14 protein-coding genes are annotated in these 16,052 nt (G+C 64.9%); 4 read left to right on the top strand and 10 right to left on the bottom strand.

What is annotated here, in order from left to right; genetic code table 11:
* Positions 1 to 11 precede the first annotated feature (11 nt).
* Entirely contained in the window at positions 12 to 809 is a 798-nt protein-coding gene (locus tag B4393_RS02955; RefSeq protein WP_078332833.1) for an Fpg/Nei family DNA glycosylase, read from the bottom strand.
* A gap of 6 nt (positions 810 to 815) precedes the next feature.
* Positions 816 to 1,295 carry a ribose-5-phosphate isomerase gene (locus B4393_RS02950; protein WP_078278477.1) on the bottom strand — a complete coding sequence of 160 codons (480 nt, stop codon included), beginning with the start codon at positions 1,293 to 1,295 and terminating at the stop codon, positions 816 to 818.
* A 60-nt stretch (positions 1,296 to 1,355) separates the two neighbouring features.
* Here B4393_RS02950 and B4393_RS02945 point away from each other — a divergent pair, with 60 nt between their 5' ends.
* Entirely contained in the window at positions 1,356 to 2,312 is a 957-nt protein-coding gene (locus tag B4393_RS02945) for a M48 family metallopeptidase (protein ID WP_078333008.1), read from the top strand.
* Here the strand turns inward: B4393_RS02945 and B4393_RS02940 are convergent.
* Positions 2,309 to 2,926: a mycothiol-dependent nitroreductase Rv2466c family protein gene (locus B4393_RS02940; protein ID WP_078332832.1), complete on the bottom strand. Its 618-nt coding sequence runs from the start codon at positions 2,924 to 2,926 to the stop codon at positions 2,309 to 2,311. The two genes, B4393_RS02945 and B4393_RS02940, sit on opposite strands and share 4 nt — an antisense overlap.
* A gap of 132 nt (positions 2,927 to 3,058) precedes the next feature.
* On the opposite strand from B4393_RS02940, the gene pepN reads away from it, so the two are divergent.
* A complete protein-coding gene (gene pepN, locus B4393_RS02935) occupies positions 3,059 to 5,650 on the top strand; it encodes an aminopeptidase N (RefSeq protein ID WP_078332831.1) in 2,592 nt (863 codons plus the stop codon).
* A gap of 55 nt (positions 5,651 to 5,705) precedes the next feature.
* Here pepN and B4393_RS02930 read toward each other — a convergent pair whose 3' ends face one another.
* The 4 genes from B4393_RS02930 to B4393_RS02915 all read right to left on the bottom strand — a co-directional run bounded on the left by B4393_RS02930 (position 5,706) and on the right by B4393_RS02915 (position 7,957).
* The gene (locus tag B4393_RS02930) at positions 5,706 to 6,545 is read right to left on the bottom strand and encodes a hypothetical protein (RefSeq protein WP_078332830.1); all 840 of its coding nucleotides are present in this window, start codon (positions 6,543 to 6,545) and stop codon (positions 5,706 to 5,708) included.
* Between the two features lie 123 nt (positions 6,546 to 6,668).
* Positions 6,669 to 7,136 (bottom strand): DUF5130 domain-containing protein, encoded by a 468-nt coding sequence (locus tag B4393_RS02925; protein ID WP_078332829.1) that lies wholly within the window; start codon positions 7,134 to 7,136, stop codon positions 6,669 to 6,671.
* Positions 7,123 to 7,383 carry an aa3-type cytochrome oxidase subunit CtaJ gene (ctaJ, locus tag B4393_RS02920; protein WP_078278480.1) on the bottom strand — a complete coding sequence of 87 codons (261 nt, stop codon included), beginning with the start codon at positions 7,381 to 7,383 and terminating at the stop codon, positions 7,123 to 7,125. Before ctaJ ends, B4393_RS02925 begins: the two co-directional genes overlap by 14 nt.
* Positions 7,384 to 7,405: 22 nt before the next feature.
* Positions 7,406 to 7,957 (bottom strand): HNH endonuclease, encoded by a 552-nt coding sequence (locus B4393_RS02915; protein WP_109420529.1) that lies wholly within the window; start codon positions 7,955 to 7,957, stop codon positions 7,406 to 7,408.
* Positions 7,958 to 8,215: 258 nt separating this feature from the next.
* Between B4393_RS02915 and B4393_RS02910 the strand changes: the two genes are divergently transcribed.
* Together B4393_RS02910 and B4393_RS02905 are read left to right on the top strand one after the other, a co-directional pair.
* Positions 8,216 to 8,623, top strand: a complete 408-nt coding sequence (locus B4393_RS02910; protein WP_078332828.1) for a globin — start codon at positions 8,216 to 8,218, stop codon at positions 8,621 to 8,623.
* A gap of 51 nt (positions 8,624 to 8,674) precedes the next feature.
* Positions 8,675 to 10,264, top strand: a complete 1,590-nt coding sequence (locus B4393_RS02905; RefSeq protein WP_078332827.1) for a glycoside hydrolase family 13 protein — start codon at positions 8,675 to 8,677, stop codon at positions 10,262 to 10,264.
* Here B4393_RS02905 and B4393_RS02900 read toward each other — a convergent pair.
* The 3 genes from B4393_RS02900 to B4393_RS02890 are packed head-to-tail and all read right to left on the bottom strand — an operon-like array spanning position 10,261 to position 16,038.
* Positions 10,261 to 10,908 carry a hypothetical protein gene (locus B4393_RS02900; protein ID WP_078333007.1) on the bottom strand — a complete coding sequence of 216 codons (648 nt, stop codon included), beginning with the start codon at positions 10,906 to 10,908 and terminating at the stop codon, positions 10,261 to 10,263. The genes B4393_RS02905 and B4393_RS02900 overlap by 4 nt on opposite strands.
* Positions 10,905 to 11,360 carry an acyl-CoA thioesterase gene (locus tag B4393_RS02895; RefSeq protein WP_078332826.1) on the bottom strand — a complete coding sequence of 152 codons (456 nt, stop codon included), beginning with the start codon at positions 11,358 to 11,360 and terminating at the stop codon, positions 10,905 to 10,907. Before B4393_RS02895 ends, B4393_RS02900 begins: the two co-directional genes overlap by 4 nt.
* 7 nt (positions 11,361 to 11,367) lie before the next feature.
* Entirely contained in the window at positions 11,368 to 16,038 is a 4,671-nt protein-coding gene (locus B4393_RS02890; protein ID WP_078333006.1) for an NAD-glutamate dehydrogenase, read from the bottom strand.
* Positions 16,039 to 16,052 lie beyond the last annotated feature (14 nt).

The raw sequence follows: 16,052 nt of genomic DNA, 5'->3' as shown, positions 1-16,052 counted from the left end.
CGCGGCGGGCATCAGCGAATTTGACATGAGGGGCACCAGAACAGATTTCGCGCGTCCATCTCCGCGGTGAGGATCGGGGTTCCGCAGACCCGGCACGGCGCGCCCGCGCGCCGGTACACATAGGTCCGGGGACGATCAGGGGCATATGACGGGTCGCCGCGATCGTGTTCGGGGTCCACGATGACGATCTTGCCGACCCGCAGCCCCACCCGCATCCGGTCCACCAGCTCACCCCAGAGCGCCGCGAGCTGTTCTGGATCCAGCCGGCTGCCTTCCCGGTACGGGTCGATTCGCTGACGGAACAGCACCTCGCTGCGATACACATTGCCCACGCCCGCCATCACCTTTTGATCCATCAGCAGTGCGCCGATCGGCCTGTGTGACTTAGCAATCCGCTCAAATGCGGGCGACGGATCGGACCGTGGACGCAGCGGGTCGGGGCCGAGACGGGCCAGAATCGCGTCGACCTGTGGGGCGTCGATCAGCTCACATGCCGTCGCGCCACGCAGGTCGGTACCGAACTCGGACCCCTCGATACGCATCCGCACCTGACCGATGGGCAGCCCCATCGGCACCGGCAGTTCGGTGAAGGTGCCGTACAGCCCCAAGTGGACGTGCACGACGCCCGCCGGACCGTAGTCGTGGAACAGGTGCTTGCCCCAGGCATGCGCCTTGACGAAGGTGCGCCCGTTGACCGCCGCGGCGCCTTCGGTGAACCGCCCCTGCGGGCTGCTCACCGATACCGGTGAACCGGCGAACCGGCGCTGATGCAGCCGGGCCAGCCGGTGCAGGGTATGCCCCTCCGGCACAAGCGTTTACGCGCTAGCGCCCGGTACCGGCGGCGCTTCGTGGGTAGCCTCGTACTCGGCCAGGATGTCGATGCGGCGCTGATGGCGCGGCTCCTCCGACCACGTGGCCGTCAGAAACGCGTCGACAATGGCAAGGGCTTCCGGCTCGGTGTGCATGCGGCCACCGATCCCGATCAGCTGCGCGTTGTTGTGCTCGCGCGCCAGCACCGCGGTCTCCAGGCTCCACGCCAGCGCACAGCGGGCACCCGGAACCTTGTTGGCGGCAATCTGCTCACCGTTACCCGAACCGCCCAGCACAATGCCGAGGCTGCCCGGATCGGCGACAGTGCGCCGGGCCGCGTCGATGCAGAACGCCGGGTAGTCGTCCTGCGGGTCCAGCTCAAAGGCACCACAGTCCACCGGCTCGTGACCGCGGCCACGAAGATGCTCGATGATCTTCTGCTTCAACTCGTATCCGGCGTGATCGGCTCCCACATAGACGCGCATCTCCCAATTGTGACAGCCGCGTTGTGCCAGGTTGCCCTGCGGTCGGTTACCGTGGCGCGCATGTACCCGGTCGGACTGCCCCAGTACACCTATCCCCCGCGCCGCCATCCGTGGGAGATCGGGTTGCTCGTCGTCGTGATCCTGTTCACGGTGCTGCTGTATGTCGGCGCGATTTTCGGCATCATCAGCTTTCTCGCGGATCCCGAGCACGTCCAGCTGAACATCATCATCCTGGCGCTGGCCGCCACCCCCCTGACCCTGTTCATCGGTCGAGGCATTCTCTACGGGCAGCAACGGGTCAATGGCGTGAAAATGTCCCCCACACAGTTCCCCGAGGGGTACGCGATGGTGGTCGAGGCCGCGCAGCGGTTCGGCCTACACGAGATACCCGACGCCTACGTGGTGCTGGGCAACGGTCAGATCAACGCGTTCGCCAGCGGGCACGGCTTCCGTCGATTCGTCGTCGTCTACAGCGACCTGTTCGAGATCGGGGGTGACGCCCGGGACCCGGAAGCCCTGGCCTTCATCATCGGCCACGAGGTGGGGCATATCGCCGCCGGGCACGCGTCGTACTGGCGCCAGTTCGCTCAGACGGCGATGAACTTCGTCCCGTTCTTGGGCACATCGCTGTCGCGGTCCATGGAGTACACCGCCGACAACCACGGATACTCCATGCGCCCTACTGGAATTCAGGGGGCCATCGGGGTCATGGCGGCCGGCAAGTACCTGCTCAAGCGGGTCGAATTCGACACCCTGGCCAACCGCGCAACCCTGGAAACGGGCTTCTTCGTCTGGCTGGTCAACATGCTCTCCGGCCACCCTGTGCACACCTGGCGGGCGGCGGCGCTGCGGAACCGGCAGCAGGCCGGATCGTTGTTCTTTCGACCCAAGCTGCTGCCGCCGACCCCCATTCCTCCGGTGCCGCCGGTACTACCGCCCGCACCGCCGCCGATCCCGCACGGCTACATGCCGCTTCAGCAGGGGTACACGTACGACAATCCCCCGCCGCGCTACTAGTCGAACGTCGGCGGCTCGGTGCGCGTGCGCTTGAGCTCGAAGAAGTGCGGGTACGAGGCGAAGATCACCGACGCGTCCCACAGCTTTCCGGCCTCTTCGCCGCGCGGGATCTTCGAGATCACCGGGCCGAAGAAGGCCACACCATTGACGTGGATGGTCGGGGTACCGACGTCCGGGCCCACCTTGTCCATGCCTGCGTGGTGGCTGACGCGCAAGGCCTCGTCGTAGTCGGTCGACTCGGCGGCGTCGGCAAGCTCTGCCGGCAGACCCACCTCCGCGAGGGATTCGGCGATGACGGCAGGCAGATCCTTGTTGTCCTGGTTGTGGATCCGGGTACCCATGGCGCTGTACAGCGGCTCCAGGATTTCCTGGCCCTTGGCCTGCTCGGCGGCAATCGCAACCCGTACCGGCCCCCAGGCCGTCTTCATCAGTTCCTGATAGCGCTCCGGCAGATCGTCGCGCCCCTCGTTGAGAACCGCCAGGCTCATCACCCGGAACTTGACCTCGATATCGCGAACCTTCTGGACCTCCAGAATCCACCGCGAAGTGATCCAGCACCACGGACATAGCGGGTCAAACCAGAACTCGGCGAGGTCCTTCTTGCCTGCAGACATAACGCGCCTTTCGCATATGAGTTGGGTGGGACGGGTCCCCGTCCATCCCAACTCACCATCCTGCCGTCGTGTTCCCGCCGCCACCAGTGGCTACCCCCACCCCTTCCGCGCTGCACCCGCTACGTTGGGTACGTGGCACTCCCTAACCTCACCCGTGACCAGGCCGCGGCCCGCGCCGCTGCGATCGACGTCGAGCATTACGCAATCACCCTCGACCTCACCACCGCCGAAGGTGGTCCGAGCGAAGAGACCTTCCACTCGTCGACCACCGTCACCTTTACCGCGCAACCCGGGACATCGACGGTCATTGATATCGCCGCCCGCACGGTGCGCCGTGTCGAACTCAACGGCAGCGAGCTGGACGTCAGCAGCTACGACGAGGAGCAGGGCATCACGCTGCCCGAGCTCGCCGCCACCAACACCGTGGTGGTCGAGGCCGACTGCGAATACTCGCACACCGGTGAGGGATTGCACCGCTTCGTGGACCCGGTCGATGATGAGGTGTATCTCTATTCACAGTTCGAAACCGCCGACGCCAAGCGGATGTTCGCCTGCTTCGACCAGCCCGACCTCAAGGCCACCTTCGATGTCACGGTGACCGCCCCGGCCCACTGGCAGGTGATCTCCAACGGTGCGCCCCTGTCGGTCGCCGACGGCGTGCACACCTTCGCGACCACCCCGAAGATGAGCACCTACCTGGTGGCCTTGATCGCCGGGCCGTACGCACGCTGGAACGATGCGTACTCCGATGACCACGGCACCATCGATCTGGGTATCTACTGCCGCGCCTCGCTGTCGGAGTTCATGGACGCCGATCGCCTGTTCACCGAAACCAAGCAGGGATTTGGCTTCTACCACAAGAATTTTGGAGTTCCGTACGCGTTCGGCAAGTACGACCAGCTGTTCGTACCGGAGTTCAACGCGGGCGCGATGGAGAACGCCGGCGCCGTGACATTCCTGGAGGACTACGTCTTCCGGTCCAAGGTCACCAAGTACTCCTACGAGCGCCGCGCCGAGACCGTGCTGCACGAGATGGCGCACATGTGGTTCGGCGACCTGGTCACCATGCGCTGGTGGGATGACCTGTGGCTCAACGAATCTTTCGCGACGTTCGCGTCGGTGCTGTGCCAGGCCGAGGCCACTGAGTACACCGAGGCATGGACCACCTTCGCCAACGTCGAGAAGTCGTGGGCGTATCGCCAGGACCAGCTGCCCTCCACTCACCCGGTGGCCGCCGACATCCCGGACCTGGCCGCCGTCGAGGTGAACTTCGACGGCATCACCTACGCCAAGGGCGCCAGCGTGCTCAAACAGCTTGTGGCGTATGTCGGTTTGGAGAACTTCCTGTCGGGTCTGCGCGCGTACTTCACGGCACACGCCTTCGGGAACGCGACCTTCGACGACCTGCTGGGCGCATTGGAAGAGGCGTCGGGACGCGACCTGTCGGACTGGGGCACCCAGTGGCTCAAGACCACCGGACTGAACACGCTGTCGCCTGACTTCGAGGTCGATGCCGACGGGAAGTTCACGCGCTTTGCCGTCAAACAGTCCGGCGCCGCGCCGGGTGCCGGCGAGACCCGCGTGCACCGCCTGGCGGTCGGGATCTACGACGACGCCGGAGCCGCGGAGGCGGCGACATCCGGGACCAGCGGCAAACTCGTCAGAATCCATCGCGAGGAACTTGACGTCGAGGGCCCCACGACGGATGTTCCTGCGCTGGTTGGTGTTTCCCGCGGCAAGCTGATCCTCGTCAATGACGATGACCTGACCTACTGCTCGCTGCGGCTCGATGACGAGTCCCTGGAGACGGTGCTGTCACGGATCGCCGATATCGCCGAGCCGCTGCCGCGCACGTTGGCATGGTCGGCCGCTTGGGAGATGACCCGCGAGGCCGAGCTGCGAGCTCGTGACTTCGTGGCACTGGTGTCCTCCGGTGTGCACGCGGAGTCCGAAGTCGGTGTGGCACAGCGCCTGCTGCTGCAGGCCCAGACGGCGCTGAGCTCGTATGTGGAACCGCAGTGGGCACGCGAGCACGGCTGGCCTGCCTTCGCCGACCGGCTGCTGGAGCTGGCCCGCGCCGCCGAGCCGGGCTCGGATCATCAGCTGGCCTTCGTGAACGCCTTCACCAACTCGGTGTTGTCGGCCGGACACACCGTGGTGCTGCAGGCGCTGCTGGACTCCGATCCGGCGACGCTGGACCTGCCCGGCCTGACAGTGGACACCGACCTGCGTTGGCGGATCGTCAACGCGCTGGCCGCATCTGGCGCGCTGGAGCCGGACGCATCGGTGTTCATCGACGCGGAGCTGGAGCGCGATCAGACCGCCGCAGGTAAGCGCCAGGCGGCGCAGGCCCGGGCGGCCCGGCCCGTCGCCGAGGTGAAAGAGGCGGCGTGGAAGCAGGTCATCGAGGATGACTCCCTGCCGAACATCACCGCACGCTCGGTGATCGCGGGAATCGTGCAGCCCGGACAGGCCGAGCTGTTGGCGCCGTTCGCTGGCCGCTACTTCGATGCCATCGAGAAGGTGTGGGCGCGCCGTTCCAGCGAAGTGGCCCAGACCGTGGTGATCGGCCTGTACCCGTCCTGGGACATTTCATCGGAAGCCGTTCACCAGTCAGACGGCTTCTTGGCCAAGGAGATTCCGTCGGCGCTGCGCCGTCTGGTTTCCGAGGGCCGCGCGGGGATCGTCAGGTCATTGCGGGCCCGGGAGTTCGACGCTCAGTAACTTCGTGCCGAACGTGAAGCTATCGCGGGATTCCGGGTAGTTTCCCGCAATAGCTTCACTGTCGGCGGGCTACGGCTTCACGTACTCGGCGAATGATGTCGTCGGGGTGGTCCTCGGCGACCACTCTGACGATCAGCCAGCCCAGGCCATCGAGCATTTCCAGCCGCGTGATGTCCTTGCGGTACTGCCGACGGTCGCTGCGGTGCTGGTCGCCGTCGTACTCGACGCCAACCATGACGTCCTTCCAGCCCATATCGATGTACGCCAGCGCCACGAAGTCGCCGTTGTGCACCAGGATCTGGGTGGTCACGGGTGGAAGCCCGGCATCGCGAAGCAATAGCCGCAGCCAGGTCTCCTTGGGCGACTGCGCACCGGCGTCCACCAGATCGAAGGCAGCACGCGCCCGGCGAATCCCACGCATCCCGCGATGTCTTGAGGCCAGATCAAACATCTCGGAGGTCTTGAGCTCGGTCGCGCGACACAGCGCATCGATGGCAGTCACCGCCACTCCCCGGGGATAGCGACAGGCAAGGTCGAGCGCGGTGCGAGCAGGAGTGGTGACCCGCATGCCATCGACCATGCAGATCTCGTCGGGTGAGATATCCCCCGACCAGACGGTGATTCCTGGCTGTCGATGCCGATTGCCGTGGATCACCTCGGCGTTGCGCGCCGAATCCACCCACCGTGCACCGTGTAACGCGGATGCCGAGTGGCCGGCAATAATTCCGCATCGCCCCGTCCACAGCCAGCAGGCACGCGCGCGCACAAGCGGCGTGAGCTCCGCGGCGCGCGGCAGATAGACATCACGATGTAGGGCCACAAAGCGGGTGCGTAGGGCATGCGGCGTCAGCCGGCCGGATCTGATCGCCTCACTGCCCAGAAATGGTTCCCCCATGCGGGCAGTGTGCGCTTACCCGCTGACATGCAACGAGCGTGAAGCTACTGCGGGAAATGGACTCAAATCTCGCAGTAGCTTCACGCTCGGCACAAAGCGGTGCGCGGGAACCCGCGCGAAGAACTAGGGACGGGCGATGGCGGCGCTCATGACACGCACCGCGCTGATGATCCCGTCGAGCAGGTTGCCCTCTTTGAAGGACGCCAACGCTGCGGCAACACCAAGGTCGGCGGCCGATTCGGCCCCGCGTCCCTTGAGCCCCTCGCCGTAGACGACCTCCACGACGTGCTGGTCCGGAGAAACGGCGATCAGCACGGCCTCGTCAGGCGTCGGCACCTCGAGGAACACCTCACGGGCGCCCTTGTTGGTGTCGTTGCCCAGGTCACCGATGTATACGGAGAAGCGGGCCTTCGACGAGCGACTGCCGTAGGTCAGAGCGTCGTCCAACGTCGCCAGCTGGTAGTTGGGGAACGGGTACTTAACCGACAGTTCGCCAGGCTCGGTAACACCCGAGAGGCGTCCACTTACGGTCTCGGCCCAGCCGCGGGGCAACTCGGCGGGAGCAGTCTTGGTGACCTCACCACTTGCCACTTGCGGACCCTCCAATCGCCTCGACGCCGGCATGGCCATGGCCGTGTCCGTGACTATCACCGATGTTCTCGTCGACAGCGGCCCACAGGATCGGGGCATGCGTCCAGCCGTCGTTCATGTTGTAAGTCGCGGGGTGCGGCCCCTTCTTGCGCATCGTCCACAGGCCGACGAGCACGAGGAAGACCGGTGCGATCAGGGCTACCCAGACCGGCATCCCGATGTATGTAGGGCTGTTGAGGAAGCTCACAATGCAAACCGTAGCCGATGCGTCATGCCGCACCCTCGCCTAGGTATCGCACCCACGCCGGGTCCAATTCCTTCACCGACGACAGCAGCCGCCAATGTTGGCCCTTGGGCGGCATCGGCGTGGTGTGCAGCGACCAGCCCAACTCCGCCAACAACCGGTCGGCCTTGCGGTGATTACAGGACGAACAGCAGGCCACACAGTTCTCCCAGGAGTGCGTGCCGCCCTTGCTGCGCGGAATCACATGGTCGATCGTGTCGGCCCGTCCACCGCAGTAGGCGCAACGGAACCGGTCGCGATGCATCAACGCGGCCCGCGTCATCGGAACCCGCGCCCGGTAGGGCACCCGCACAAAGGTGCGCAGTCTGATCACCGACGGGACCGCCACAGACGTGGTAGCGGAATGAATGATGGGGGCAGCGGGATCGTCGTGCACCACATCGGCCTTACCGCACAGCAGCATGATCACGGCGCGACGCATCGGCAGCGCGGTCAGTGGCTCATACGTGGAGTTCAGCAATAACACGCGACGCCGGCCCCATAGGGAACCGGCGTCGTTGGACTGCTGCGGGGGCATCGCCCCAGGCATCCTGCTTTCAAGGACTCCTGGGACGCTGTGCAGTATTCGGGCCGTCCCGTTTTGGGTCGGCCCAGCGCTGGCACTGTTATGCCGGTGCCCACGGCTCTTCTTCTGGTGCGCCATTACCACCAGTGCACCACGATTCGGCGGTCTTCGCACGACAATTTGCACTGTGTTCCCAGGTCAATCCAATGAACATCACGTGACCAACCCCGCTGACCGGCCAAAGGACGTACCGGCACAATGGCCAGCACAATGGACAACGTGGCAGCCCCTACCCCTGAAAACTTCTACGACGCCGTCGGTGGCGCCACGACTTTCCACGCGATTGTGGCCCGCTTTTACGAGCTCGTTGCCGACGACGACGTGCTGCGTCCGCTGTACCCGGAGGAAGACCTCACCGGCGCCGAGGATCGCCTGCGAATGTTCCTTGAGCAGTATTGGGGCGGTCCACGCACGTACTCCGACCAGCGGGGACATCCCCGGCTGCGGATGCGTCACGCGCCGTTTCGGATCGGCCCCATCGAACGCGACGCGTGGTTGCGCTGCATGCGCACCGCCGTCGACTCCGTCGACCGAAATACCCTCGACGACGATCATCGTGCCCAGCTGTGGAGCTACCTGGAAATGGCGGCGCAGTCAATGGTCAATTCACCGTTCTGACAGTCGATCGCGATTCGAGGCCTGAGCCGCCGTGGTGCAGAATGATCAACCGTGACCGCCGCCTACTTGGGCCAACATGACGACCCCTGGTGGTCGCGGGCCGTTTTCTATCAGATCTATCCGCGGTCGTTCGGCGACAGCGACGGTGACGGCGTCGGCGATCTCGATGGCATTTCAGCAAAACTTGGCTACCTTGATCTGCTCGGCATCCAGGGAATCTGGCTAAATCCCGTTACCAGATCGCCGATGGCCGACCACGGCTACGACGTGTCGAACCCGCGCGAGATCGATCCGCTGTTCGGCGGGCTCACCGCGATGCACCGGCTCATCGCATCCGCCCACCGACATGACATCAAAGTGATCATGGACCTGGTGCCCAACCACACCAGTTCCGAGCATCGCTGGTTCATCGAGGCTCTCGCCGCCAAACCCGGTAGTGATGCCCGCGCCCGCTACATCTTCCGGGACGGCAAGGGCGCCAATGGCGAACTGCCGCCAAACAATTGGCCTTCGGTGTTCGGCGGTCCGGCCTGGACACGGGTGACTGAGCCCGACGGCACTCCCGGCCAGTGGTACCTACACCTGTTCGCGCCCGAGCAGCCCGATGTCAACTGGGACAACCCTGAGGTGTTCGACGATTTCGCCGACACCCTGCGCTTCTGGCTCGACCGCGGCATCGACGGATTCCGCCTCGATGTCGCCCACGGCATGGCCAAGCCGCCGGGCCTTCCCGACATCGAGGACACCGAAACCTCGATGCTGCATATCAGCGACGAAGACCCGCGTTTCAACAACGAGGGCGTGCACGAGCACCACCGCAAGATTCGCAAGGTGCTCGACCAGTACCGCGACGTGGTCGCGGTCGGCGAAATCTGGGTGAACGACAACACCCGCTTCGCCGAGTACGTCAGGCCCGACGAACTGCACCTCGGATTCAACTTCAAACTGGTTGAGGCCGACTTCGATGCGGACCAGATCCGCGCCGCCATCGAAAACTCGCTTGCCGCAGTGGATTCAGTGGGCGCGACACCGACCTGGACGTTGTCCAACCACGACGTGGAACGCGAGGTGACACGCTACGGCGACGGCCAGATCGGCCAGTGGCGCGCCCGGGCCATGGCGTTGGTGATGCTCGCGCTGCCCGGAACTGTCTTCATCTACAACGGTTCCGAACTCGGACTGCCCAATGTCGAACTGCCCGACGAAGCGTTGCAAGATCCGGTATGGGAGCGCTCCGGCCACACCGAGCGGGGCCGCGACGGCTGTCGGGTGCCGATCCCCTGGGAGGGCACCGATCCCCCGTACGGCTTCTCGAGCAACGACCAGACCTGGCTGCCCATGCCGCACGGCTGGGCCGAATTCACGGTGGAGCGCCAGCTGGAGCGCACCGACTCCATGCTGTCGCTGTATCGGCGGGCCATCGAATTGCGCAAGAACCGTGCGGAATTCACCGGCACCAGCCTGGAGTGGTACGGCAGCCCACCGGGAGCGCTGGCATTCCGCGTCAAGGGCGGCGGCCTGACGTGTGCCCTGAACGTCAGCAGTGATCTGGTCGATCTGCCTGCGGGCGAGATCATCTTGACCAGCGGCCCGCTTGTCAACGGCAAGCTGCCACGCAACACCGCGGCCTGGATCGTCTAGCGCACCCGCAGCGATAGATCGTTCCGACGGCGGTACACCGAACCAAAACGGGCGTCCAGCCGCAACCACGACGGCACAGCGCGCACGCGTACCGGCTCATCCTCGGCAGGGTTCGTCGGGATGAATCCCATTGCGGTCAAGGCGAAAACGCAGCGCATCGGTACGTCGACCTGCTCGCCGTCTGCCCCGTCGATCGTGACGACCGGCTGATCCAGCAGCGACACGGGTGGCCCGTGCGCGCTGCCGTGTTCACGGGCCAGCTCTCCCCCGCGCTGCGCCAGTTCAAGCACGGACCGCGCAGGAATATCGTCGAGGTACTCGAAGCCGTTGTCGGCGGGCAGCGCACCGCGCCACACCGAGTCCATCGGGAATCCCGTGTGCACCGATCCGTCCGCTTCCGCGGTCTGCAGGCCACGCAGCACCTCGTCGACTGCGGCGCTGATGTCGGGCGTTCTCAGTTCGCCGCGTACCGCGCGGCAGACCAGCACATCGAACTGTGTTGCGGCCCAGACAACTACGCGATCGTCTCCCCGAGCACGCAGCCGCACCACGGCCGACTCGTCGAGTTGTGAGACACGGGCCAAGAAGGTCGCCAGGTCCTTACGGTCGGAGGCGTCCGGAACCCGCAGCGCGGCCTCGCTCATGGCCGAGACCACCGCTGCAGGTATTCGCGATGGGTGTCGGTAAGACGCAGCAGAGTCTGGCTGTCGAGATGGAAGGTCACCAGCTGGGTGTCCGCGATCACCGCGGGCTTGGAGTCTGGCGACGCGCTCACCGAGCGCACCTCGTAGTTGATGGTGAAGTCCACCGCGCGGATCTTCGACACCCACATGGTCACCTGCAACGGCGAATCCGCGAGCCGTACCTGCCCCTTGTACTTGACGTGGACATCTGCGATGAGCAGACCCGTGGTGGTGATCTCGGCGCCAAATACATCACGCAGGAAGGGCACTCGCGCCTCTTCCAAGATCGTCACCATCGTCGCGTGGTTCACATGCTGGTACATGTCGATATCGGACCAACGAACCGGCACCGCCGCGACATAGCCGGGCTTCTCAGAACTCATCGGCGTGTGATGGTCTTCGCTAACGCTCATCCCACCATCATGCAGGACCGGTGATGCTGTTCCTGATCATCCCTCTGATCTGGCGTGCTGCCACCGACAGTGTCGCCAGGTCCGGCTCCCCCGAGGCGAAGATCTCCGCAAGGGTGCCGCGAGCCCGCTCCAGACGCGAAGCGTTGGTGAACTCCCACTCGGCGATCTTCTGCTCGCCGGTCTCATCCGGTTCACCGACGGACAGCACGTCCATGGTGAGGGCCCGCAGCGACGAATAGATGTCATCGCGAATCGCCAACCGGGCCAACGAATGCCACCGGTCATTGCGCTCCAGCTGCGAGACGGCGGTCAGCAGATCATCCACCCGCAGGTCGTCCATCAGGGTGAAGTACAGATCGGCAACCTCGGCACCATCACGATCGGCGATATCGGCGATATCGATGATATCCAGCAGGCTGAATCCGTACAGGCAGCTGGCGACATCGCTGGCGATGTCGAACGGAACTCCAAGCGCCACCAGGTCTTCGGTCTGCTTGGTGACAATCTCCAGATCATGTCCGCGCAACCAGGTCGTCAGCTTTGGACTCAGCTCGGCGATGCCCGCGGCGAAGCGGTTGATCTCGGCGCCGACCGCCAGGGGTTGCGGCCGGTAGCTGATGAGCCAGCGAGAGGCCCGATCAAGCAGGCGGCGCATGTCGAGCGTCAGCCGGTCCGAAACCGCTACCGGCACATCGGCATGACGAATGCGATCCCACAGCGAGCGCAGCCCGAAGATCGCTTCGACGGCCACGTATGTCTTGAGCCCGTCCACCGAACCCGCCCCGGCGTCCTCGAAAAGCCGGTACACGTAGGTGATCCCACCGCAGTCGACCACCGAGTTGACCAGCATGGTGGCGTAGATCTCTTTGCGCAGTGGATGCTGACGGATCTCGGCGTCGAACCGCTCGCGCAGCACGTCCGGGAAATAATGCACCATGCGCCGTAGCGTGACCTCTTGGTCCGGGGCGTCGCTGGCCAGCAGGTCATCCTTGAGCCCCAACTTGACGTGCGCCATAAGCGTCGCCAGTTCCGGTGAGGTCAAACCGATCCCGAGCGCGGCGCGGCGCTCGATCTCCTTCTCGGAGGGCAGCGCCTCCAGCTCACGGTCGAGGCCACGCTCGTTGACCAGGTAGGCGATCTGGCGGGCGTGCACGCTCAGCAGCGAGGCCGCATTGGCACGGCTGGTGCCCATGAGGTTGTTCTGGGATTCGTTGTCGGCCAGCACGAGCGTGGCAACGTCGTCGGTCATCGACTCCAGCAGTGCCGTCCGCTCGGAAGCTTGGATCTTGCCGGCGCTGACCAGCGAGTCGATCAGGATCTTGATGTTGACCTCGTGGTCAGAGCAGTCCACGCCGGCGGAGTTGTCCAAGGCGTCGGTGTTGACCCGGCCACCGTTCAGTTCGAACTCGATGCGGCCCCGCGATGTCAGACCCAGGTTGCCGCCTTCACCGATCACCTTGGCGCGCACCTGGTTTCCGTTGACGCGGACGGCGTCATTGGCCTTATCGCCCACGTCGGCCTGCGATTCGCTCTCGGCCTTGATGTAGGTGCCGATGCCGCCGTTGAAGAACAGGTCGACCGGTGCGAGCAGGATGGCGCGGACAAGCTGCGGAGGCGTCATCTCCGTGACGTCGCTGTCGATTCCGAGCACGTCACGAACCTCAGGGCTGATCGGTATCGACTTTTGTTCCTTGCTGTACACGCCGCCTCCGGCGCTGATCAGTGCGGAGTTGTAGTCGGCCCAGCTGGAGCGTTCCAGCGCGAACATCCTCTTGCGCTCGGCCCACGAGGACGCGGGATCCGGGTTGGGGTCCAAGAAGATGTGCCGGTGGTCGAAGGCGGCCACCAGCTTGATGTGCTGGGACAGCAGCATGCCGTTGCCGAACACGTCGCCGCTCATATCGCCGACCCCGGCGACGGTGACATCCTCTGTCTGGGTGTCGATCCCCATTTCCAGGAAGTGACGTTTGACGCTCTCCCAGGCACCCCGGGCCGTGATGCCCATCGCCTTGTGGTCATACCCGACGGAGCCACCGGAGGCGAATGCGTCGCCGAGCCAGAACCCATACGACAGCGCGACATCGTTGGCGATATCGGAGAAGGTCGCGGTGCCCTTATCGGCCGCGACGACGAGATACGGATCGTCGCCGTCGCGGCGGCGCACGCCTTCGGGCGGCACAACCGCATTGGTGGTGCGATCGCGGTTATCGGTGATGTCGAGCAGTCCGCTGATGAAGCGCCGGTAGCACTCGACACCTTCCGCGCGGAACGCATCGCGGTCGGCCGCAGCATCTCCGGTGGCCGCCGGAGGATTCTTGACGACGAACCCGCCCTTGGCGCCGACAGGCACGATGACGGCGTTCTTCACGGCCTGCGCTTTCACCAGGCCCAGGATCTCGGTACGGAAGTCCTCCCGACGGTCGGACCAGCGCAGGCCGCCGCGGGCGACCGGACCGAACCGCAGGTGCACACCCTCGACGCGTGGCGAGTACACGAAGATCTCGAACCGGGGCCGCGGCTCGGGCAGCTCGTTGACCTCGCGCGGATTGAGCTTGAAGGACAGCACACCCTTCGCGCGCGCCGAGTCCTCCTTCGTCACAAAGTAATTAGTGCGCAGGGTGGCCTGGATCAGACCGAAGAAGGCGCGTAGCACCCGGTCGGTGTCGAGGCTGACCACCTTGTCGATCTCCGCCAGCACATGCGCGGCCTTGGCGTCGGCCACGGTGTCGTCGGTGTTGGCCGGATCGAAGCGGGCCTCGAACAGCTCCACGAAATCGCGTGCGGTCTGGGAGTTGTCGGCCAGCACCGTCTCGATATGCGCCTGGCTGTATGGGAAACCCGCCTGTCGCAGGTACTTGGCATATCCGCGCAGGATGGTGATCTGGCCGGCGGTGAGCCCGGCGCGCAGCACCAGTTCGTTGAACCTGTCGGTTTCGACACTGCCATGCCACACAGCATCAATAGCGTGGGTGAGCAGGTCGGCGCGGCGCGCGGTGCCCTCCGCATCGAAGCTGCGTGCTATCGCCGGATGCACCACGATGCGGAAGGCGTAGAGCGACACGGCCAGGCCGTCGGGTCGGGTGAAGTGGTATGGGCGCTCCTCCATCACGTCGACACCCATGCTGTGCAGCACCGGCAGCACCTGACTCAGGGACGCCGAGCGTCCACCGAGGTACATGCTGAGTACACCGGTGCCCAGCGCGTCGGCGTCGTACGCTAGATCGATGGAGTCCTCGTGCAGCCCTTCGATTCTGGCGATATCGGCGATGGCCTCGGCGGGCGGGACGTTCTGCTTGAAGACCTCGGGCAGGATGACCGAGTACCGCTCCGCGCATGCCCTGTCGATCGGAGAATCGGGGCGCACCGCACTGACCAGACGATCGCTCCAGGTGCGGGTGGTCTGGGTGAGCAGCGCCTGGATGCGGACCCGGTTGGCCTCCGAGGTATCGATACTGGTGTGCACGCTGTGCTCTGGCATGCGCACCGTGAAATGAACCAATGCCCAAGGCGATTCACTGACACGGGCGGTGTAGTCGATACCGGTGCCGCCGAGCTCTCGCACCAAAATGTCCTGCATGGCCAGCCGTACCGTGGTGGTGTAGCGGTCACGGGGCAGGTACACCAGCGCGGTCACGAAATTGCCCAGCTCGTCAGCCCGCAGGAACAACAGCGAACCTGGATGCGCGCCAATGTTTCTCACTGCGGTTACCAGGTCGTACAGCCGGTCGACACTCGACGCGAACAGCTCCGCCCGGGGCAGGTTCTGCATGAATTCGATCAACATGTGACCCGCTAGCGAGTCCTGGTTCGTGTCCGAACGGCCTAGTACTTGGTGCACCCGGTCGGAGATCACCGGGATGGCAAGCACGTCGGCGTTCATCGCGGCAACAGTGAACACACCGACGAGGCGATGCTCGATGGCCGGTCCGCTGCCGTCTTCTTGCCTGATCACCACGATGTTCGGGTAGATGGAGTATCGCAGGTACGTGGGTGTGGTCGCCTGCGCGAGCACCAGTAGCTGATCATTGTGGGTGAGCTGTGGGAGCACCTCCTCGCGTCGTTTGAGCAGGCCAAGCCGGCTCGACTCGTCGGCGGTGGCGCGCCCGTTCTCCACGGTGCAGCGCTGGTATCCGAGCACCGTGAAGTTCCCGTCTACCAACCAGCGCAGTAGATTCGCGACCTCGGTGAGCTCGGCTGAGGAGAACCTGGCATTGCCCGCCGAAGCGTCCAGGTCACCGGCCAGTTCAATGACCGCATCGCGCATCGCATCGGCATCGGCGGCGACGTGGCTGCCATCCTCCAGAGTGTGGGGAAGCTGTGTTTCGATGAACGCCAAGCGCTCGGCATCAATCGACGGTGGCAGCTGCAGATGGATCCAGCACTCGGTATCGGCGGCGACGTCAGTTTGCGGTTTGTCCACCGATTCCGCCGACAGCAGCGTGCCATCGGCGGCACGCCGCACGGTGAAGACCGGGTCCATGAGATCGACAATCGCTACACCCAGGCGCCGTAGCAGCACCGTGATGGACTCGGTCAGCAACGGGGTGTAATCGGTGACCAACTGCAGGGCGGTACCCAGTCCCGCATCATCGCCATTGCGATAGGTCGCGATTGCGATCTCGTGGGGCTGGCGCCGCGCCGCCAACCGCAGCAGCGCGCGCATGAGCACCTCACGCACCGGCGGCACCGCGG

Origin of the sequence: Mycobacteroides franklinii, from assembly GCF_002013895.1 — a bacterium.
In the GTDB taxonomy this organism is placed as follows: domain Bacteria; phylum Actinomycetota; class Actinomycetes; order Mycobacteriales; family Mycobacteriaceae; genus Mycobacterium; species Mycobacterium franklinii.
This window is presented reverse-complemented; position numbering and strand designations above follow the sequence as displayed.

Coding starts and splice junctions, on each gene's coding strand:
- B4393_RS02950 (WP_078278477.1), bottom strand. CDS start 1,295: ATGCGCGTCTATGTGGGAGCCGATCACGCCGGATACGAGTTGAAGCAG.
- B4393_RS02945 (WP_078333008.1), top strand. CDS start 1,356: ATGTACCCGGTCGGACTGCCCCAGTACACCTATCCCCCGCGCCGCCAT.
- B4393_RS02940 (WP_078332832.1), bottom strand. CDS start 2,926: ATGTCTGCAGGCAAGAAGGACCTCGCCGAGTTCTGGTTTGACCCGCTA.
- B4393_RS02930 (WP_078332830.1), bottom strand. CDS start 6,545: ATGGGGGAACCATTTCTGGGCAGTGAGGCGATCAGATCCGGCCGGCTG.
- B4393_RS02915 (WP_109420529.1), bottom strand. CDS start 7,957: ATGCCCCCGCAGCAGTCCAACGACGCCGGTTCCCTATGGGGCCGGCGT.
- B4393_RS02910 (WP_078332828.1), top strand. CDS start 8,216: ATGGACAACGTGGCAGCCCCTACCCCTGAAAACTTCTACGACGCCGTC.
- B4393_RS02900 (WP_078333007.1), bottom strand. CDS start 10,908: ATGAGCGAGGCCGCGCTGCGGGTTCCGGACGCCTCCGACCGTAAGGAC.
- B4393_RS02895 (WP_078332826.1), bottom strand. CDS start 11,360: ATGAGCGTTAGCGAAGACCATCACACGCCGATGAGTTCTGAGAAGCCC.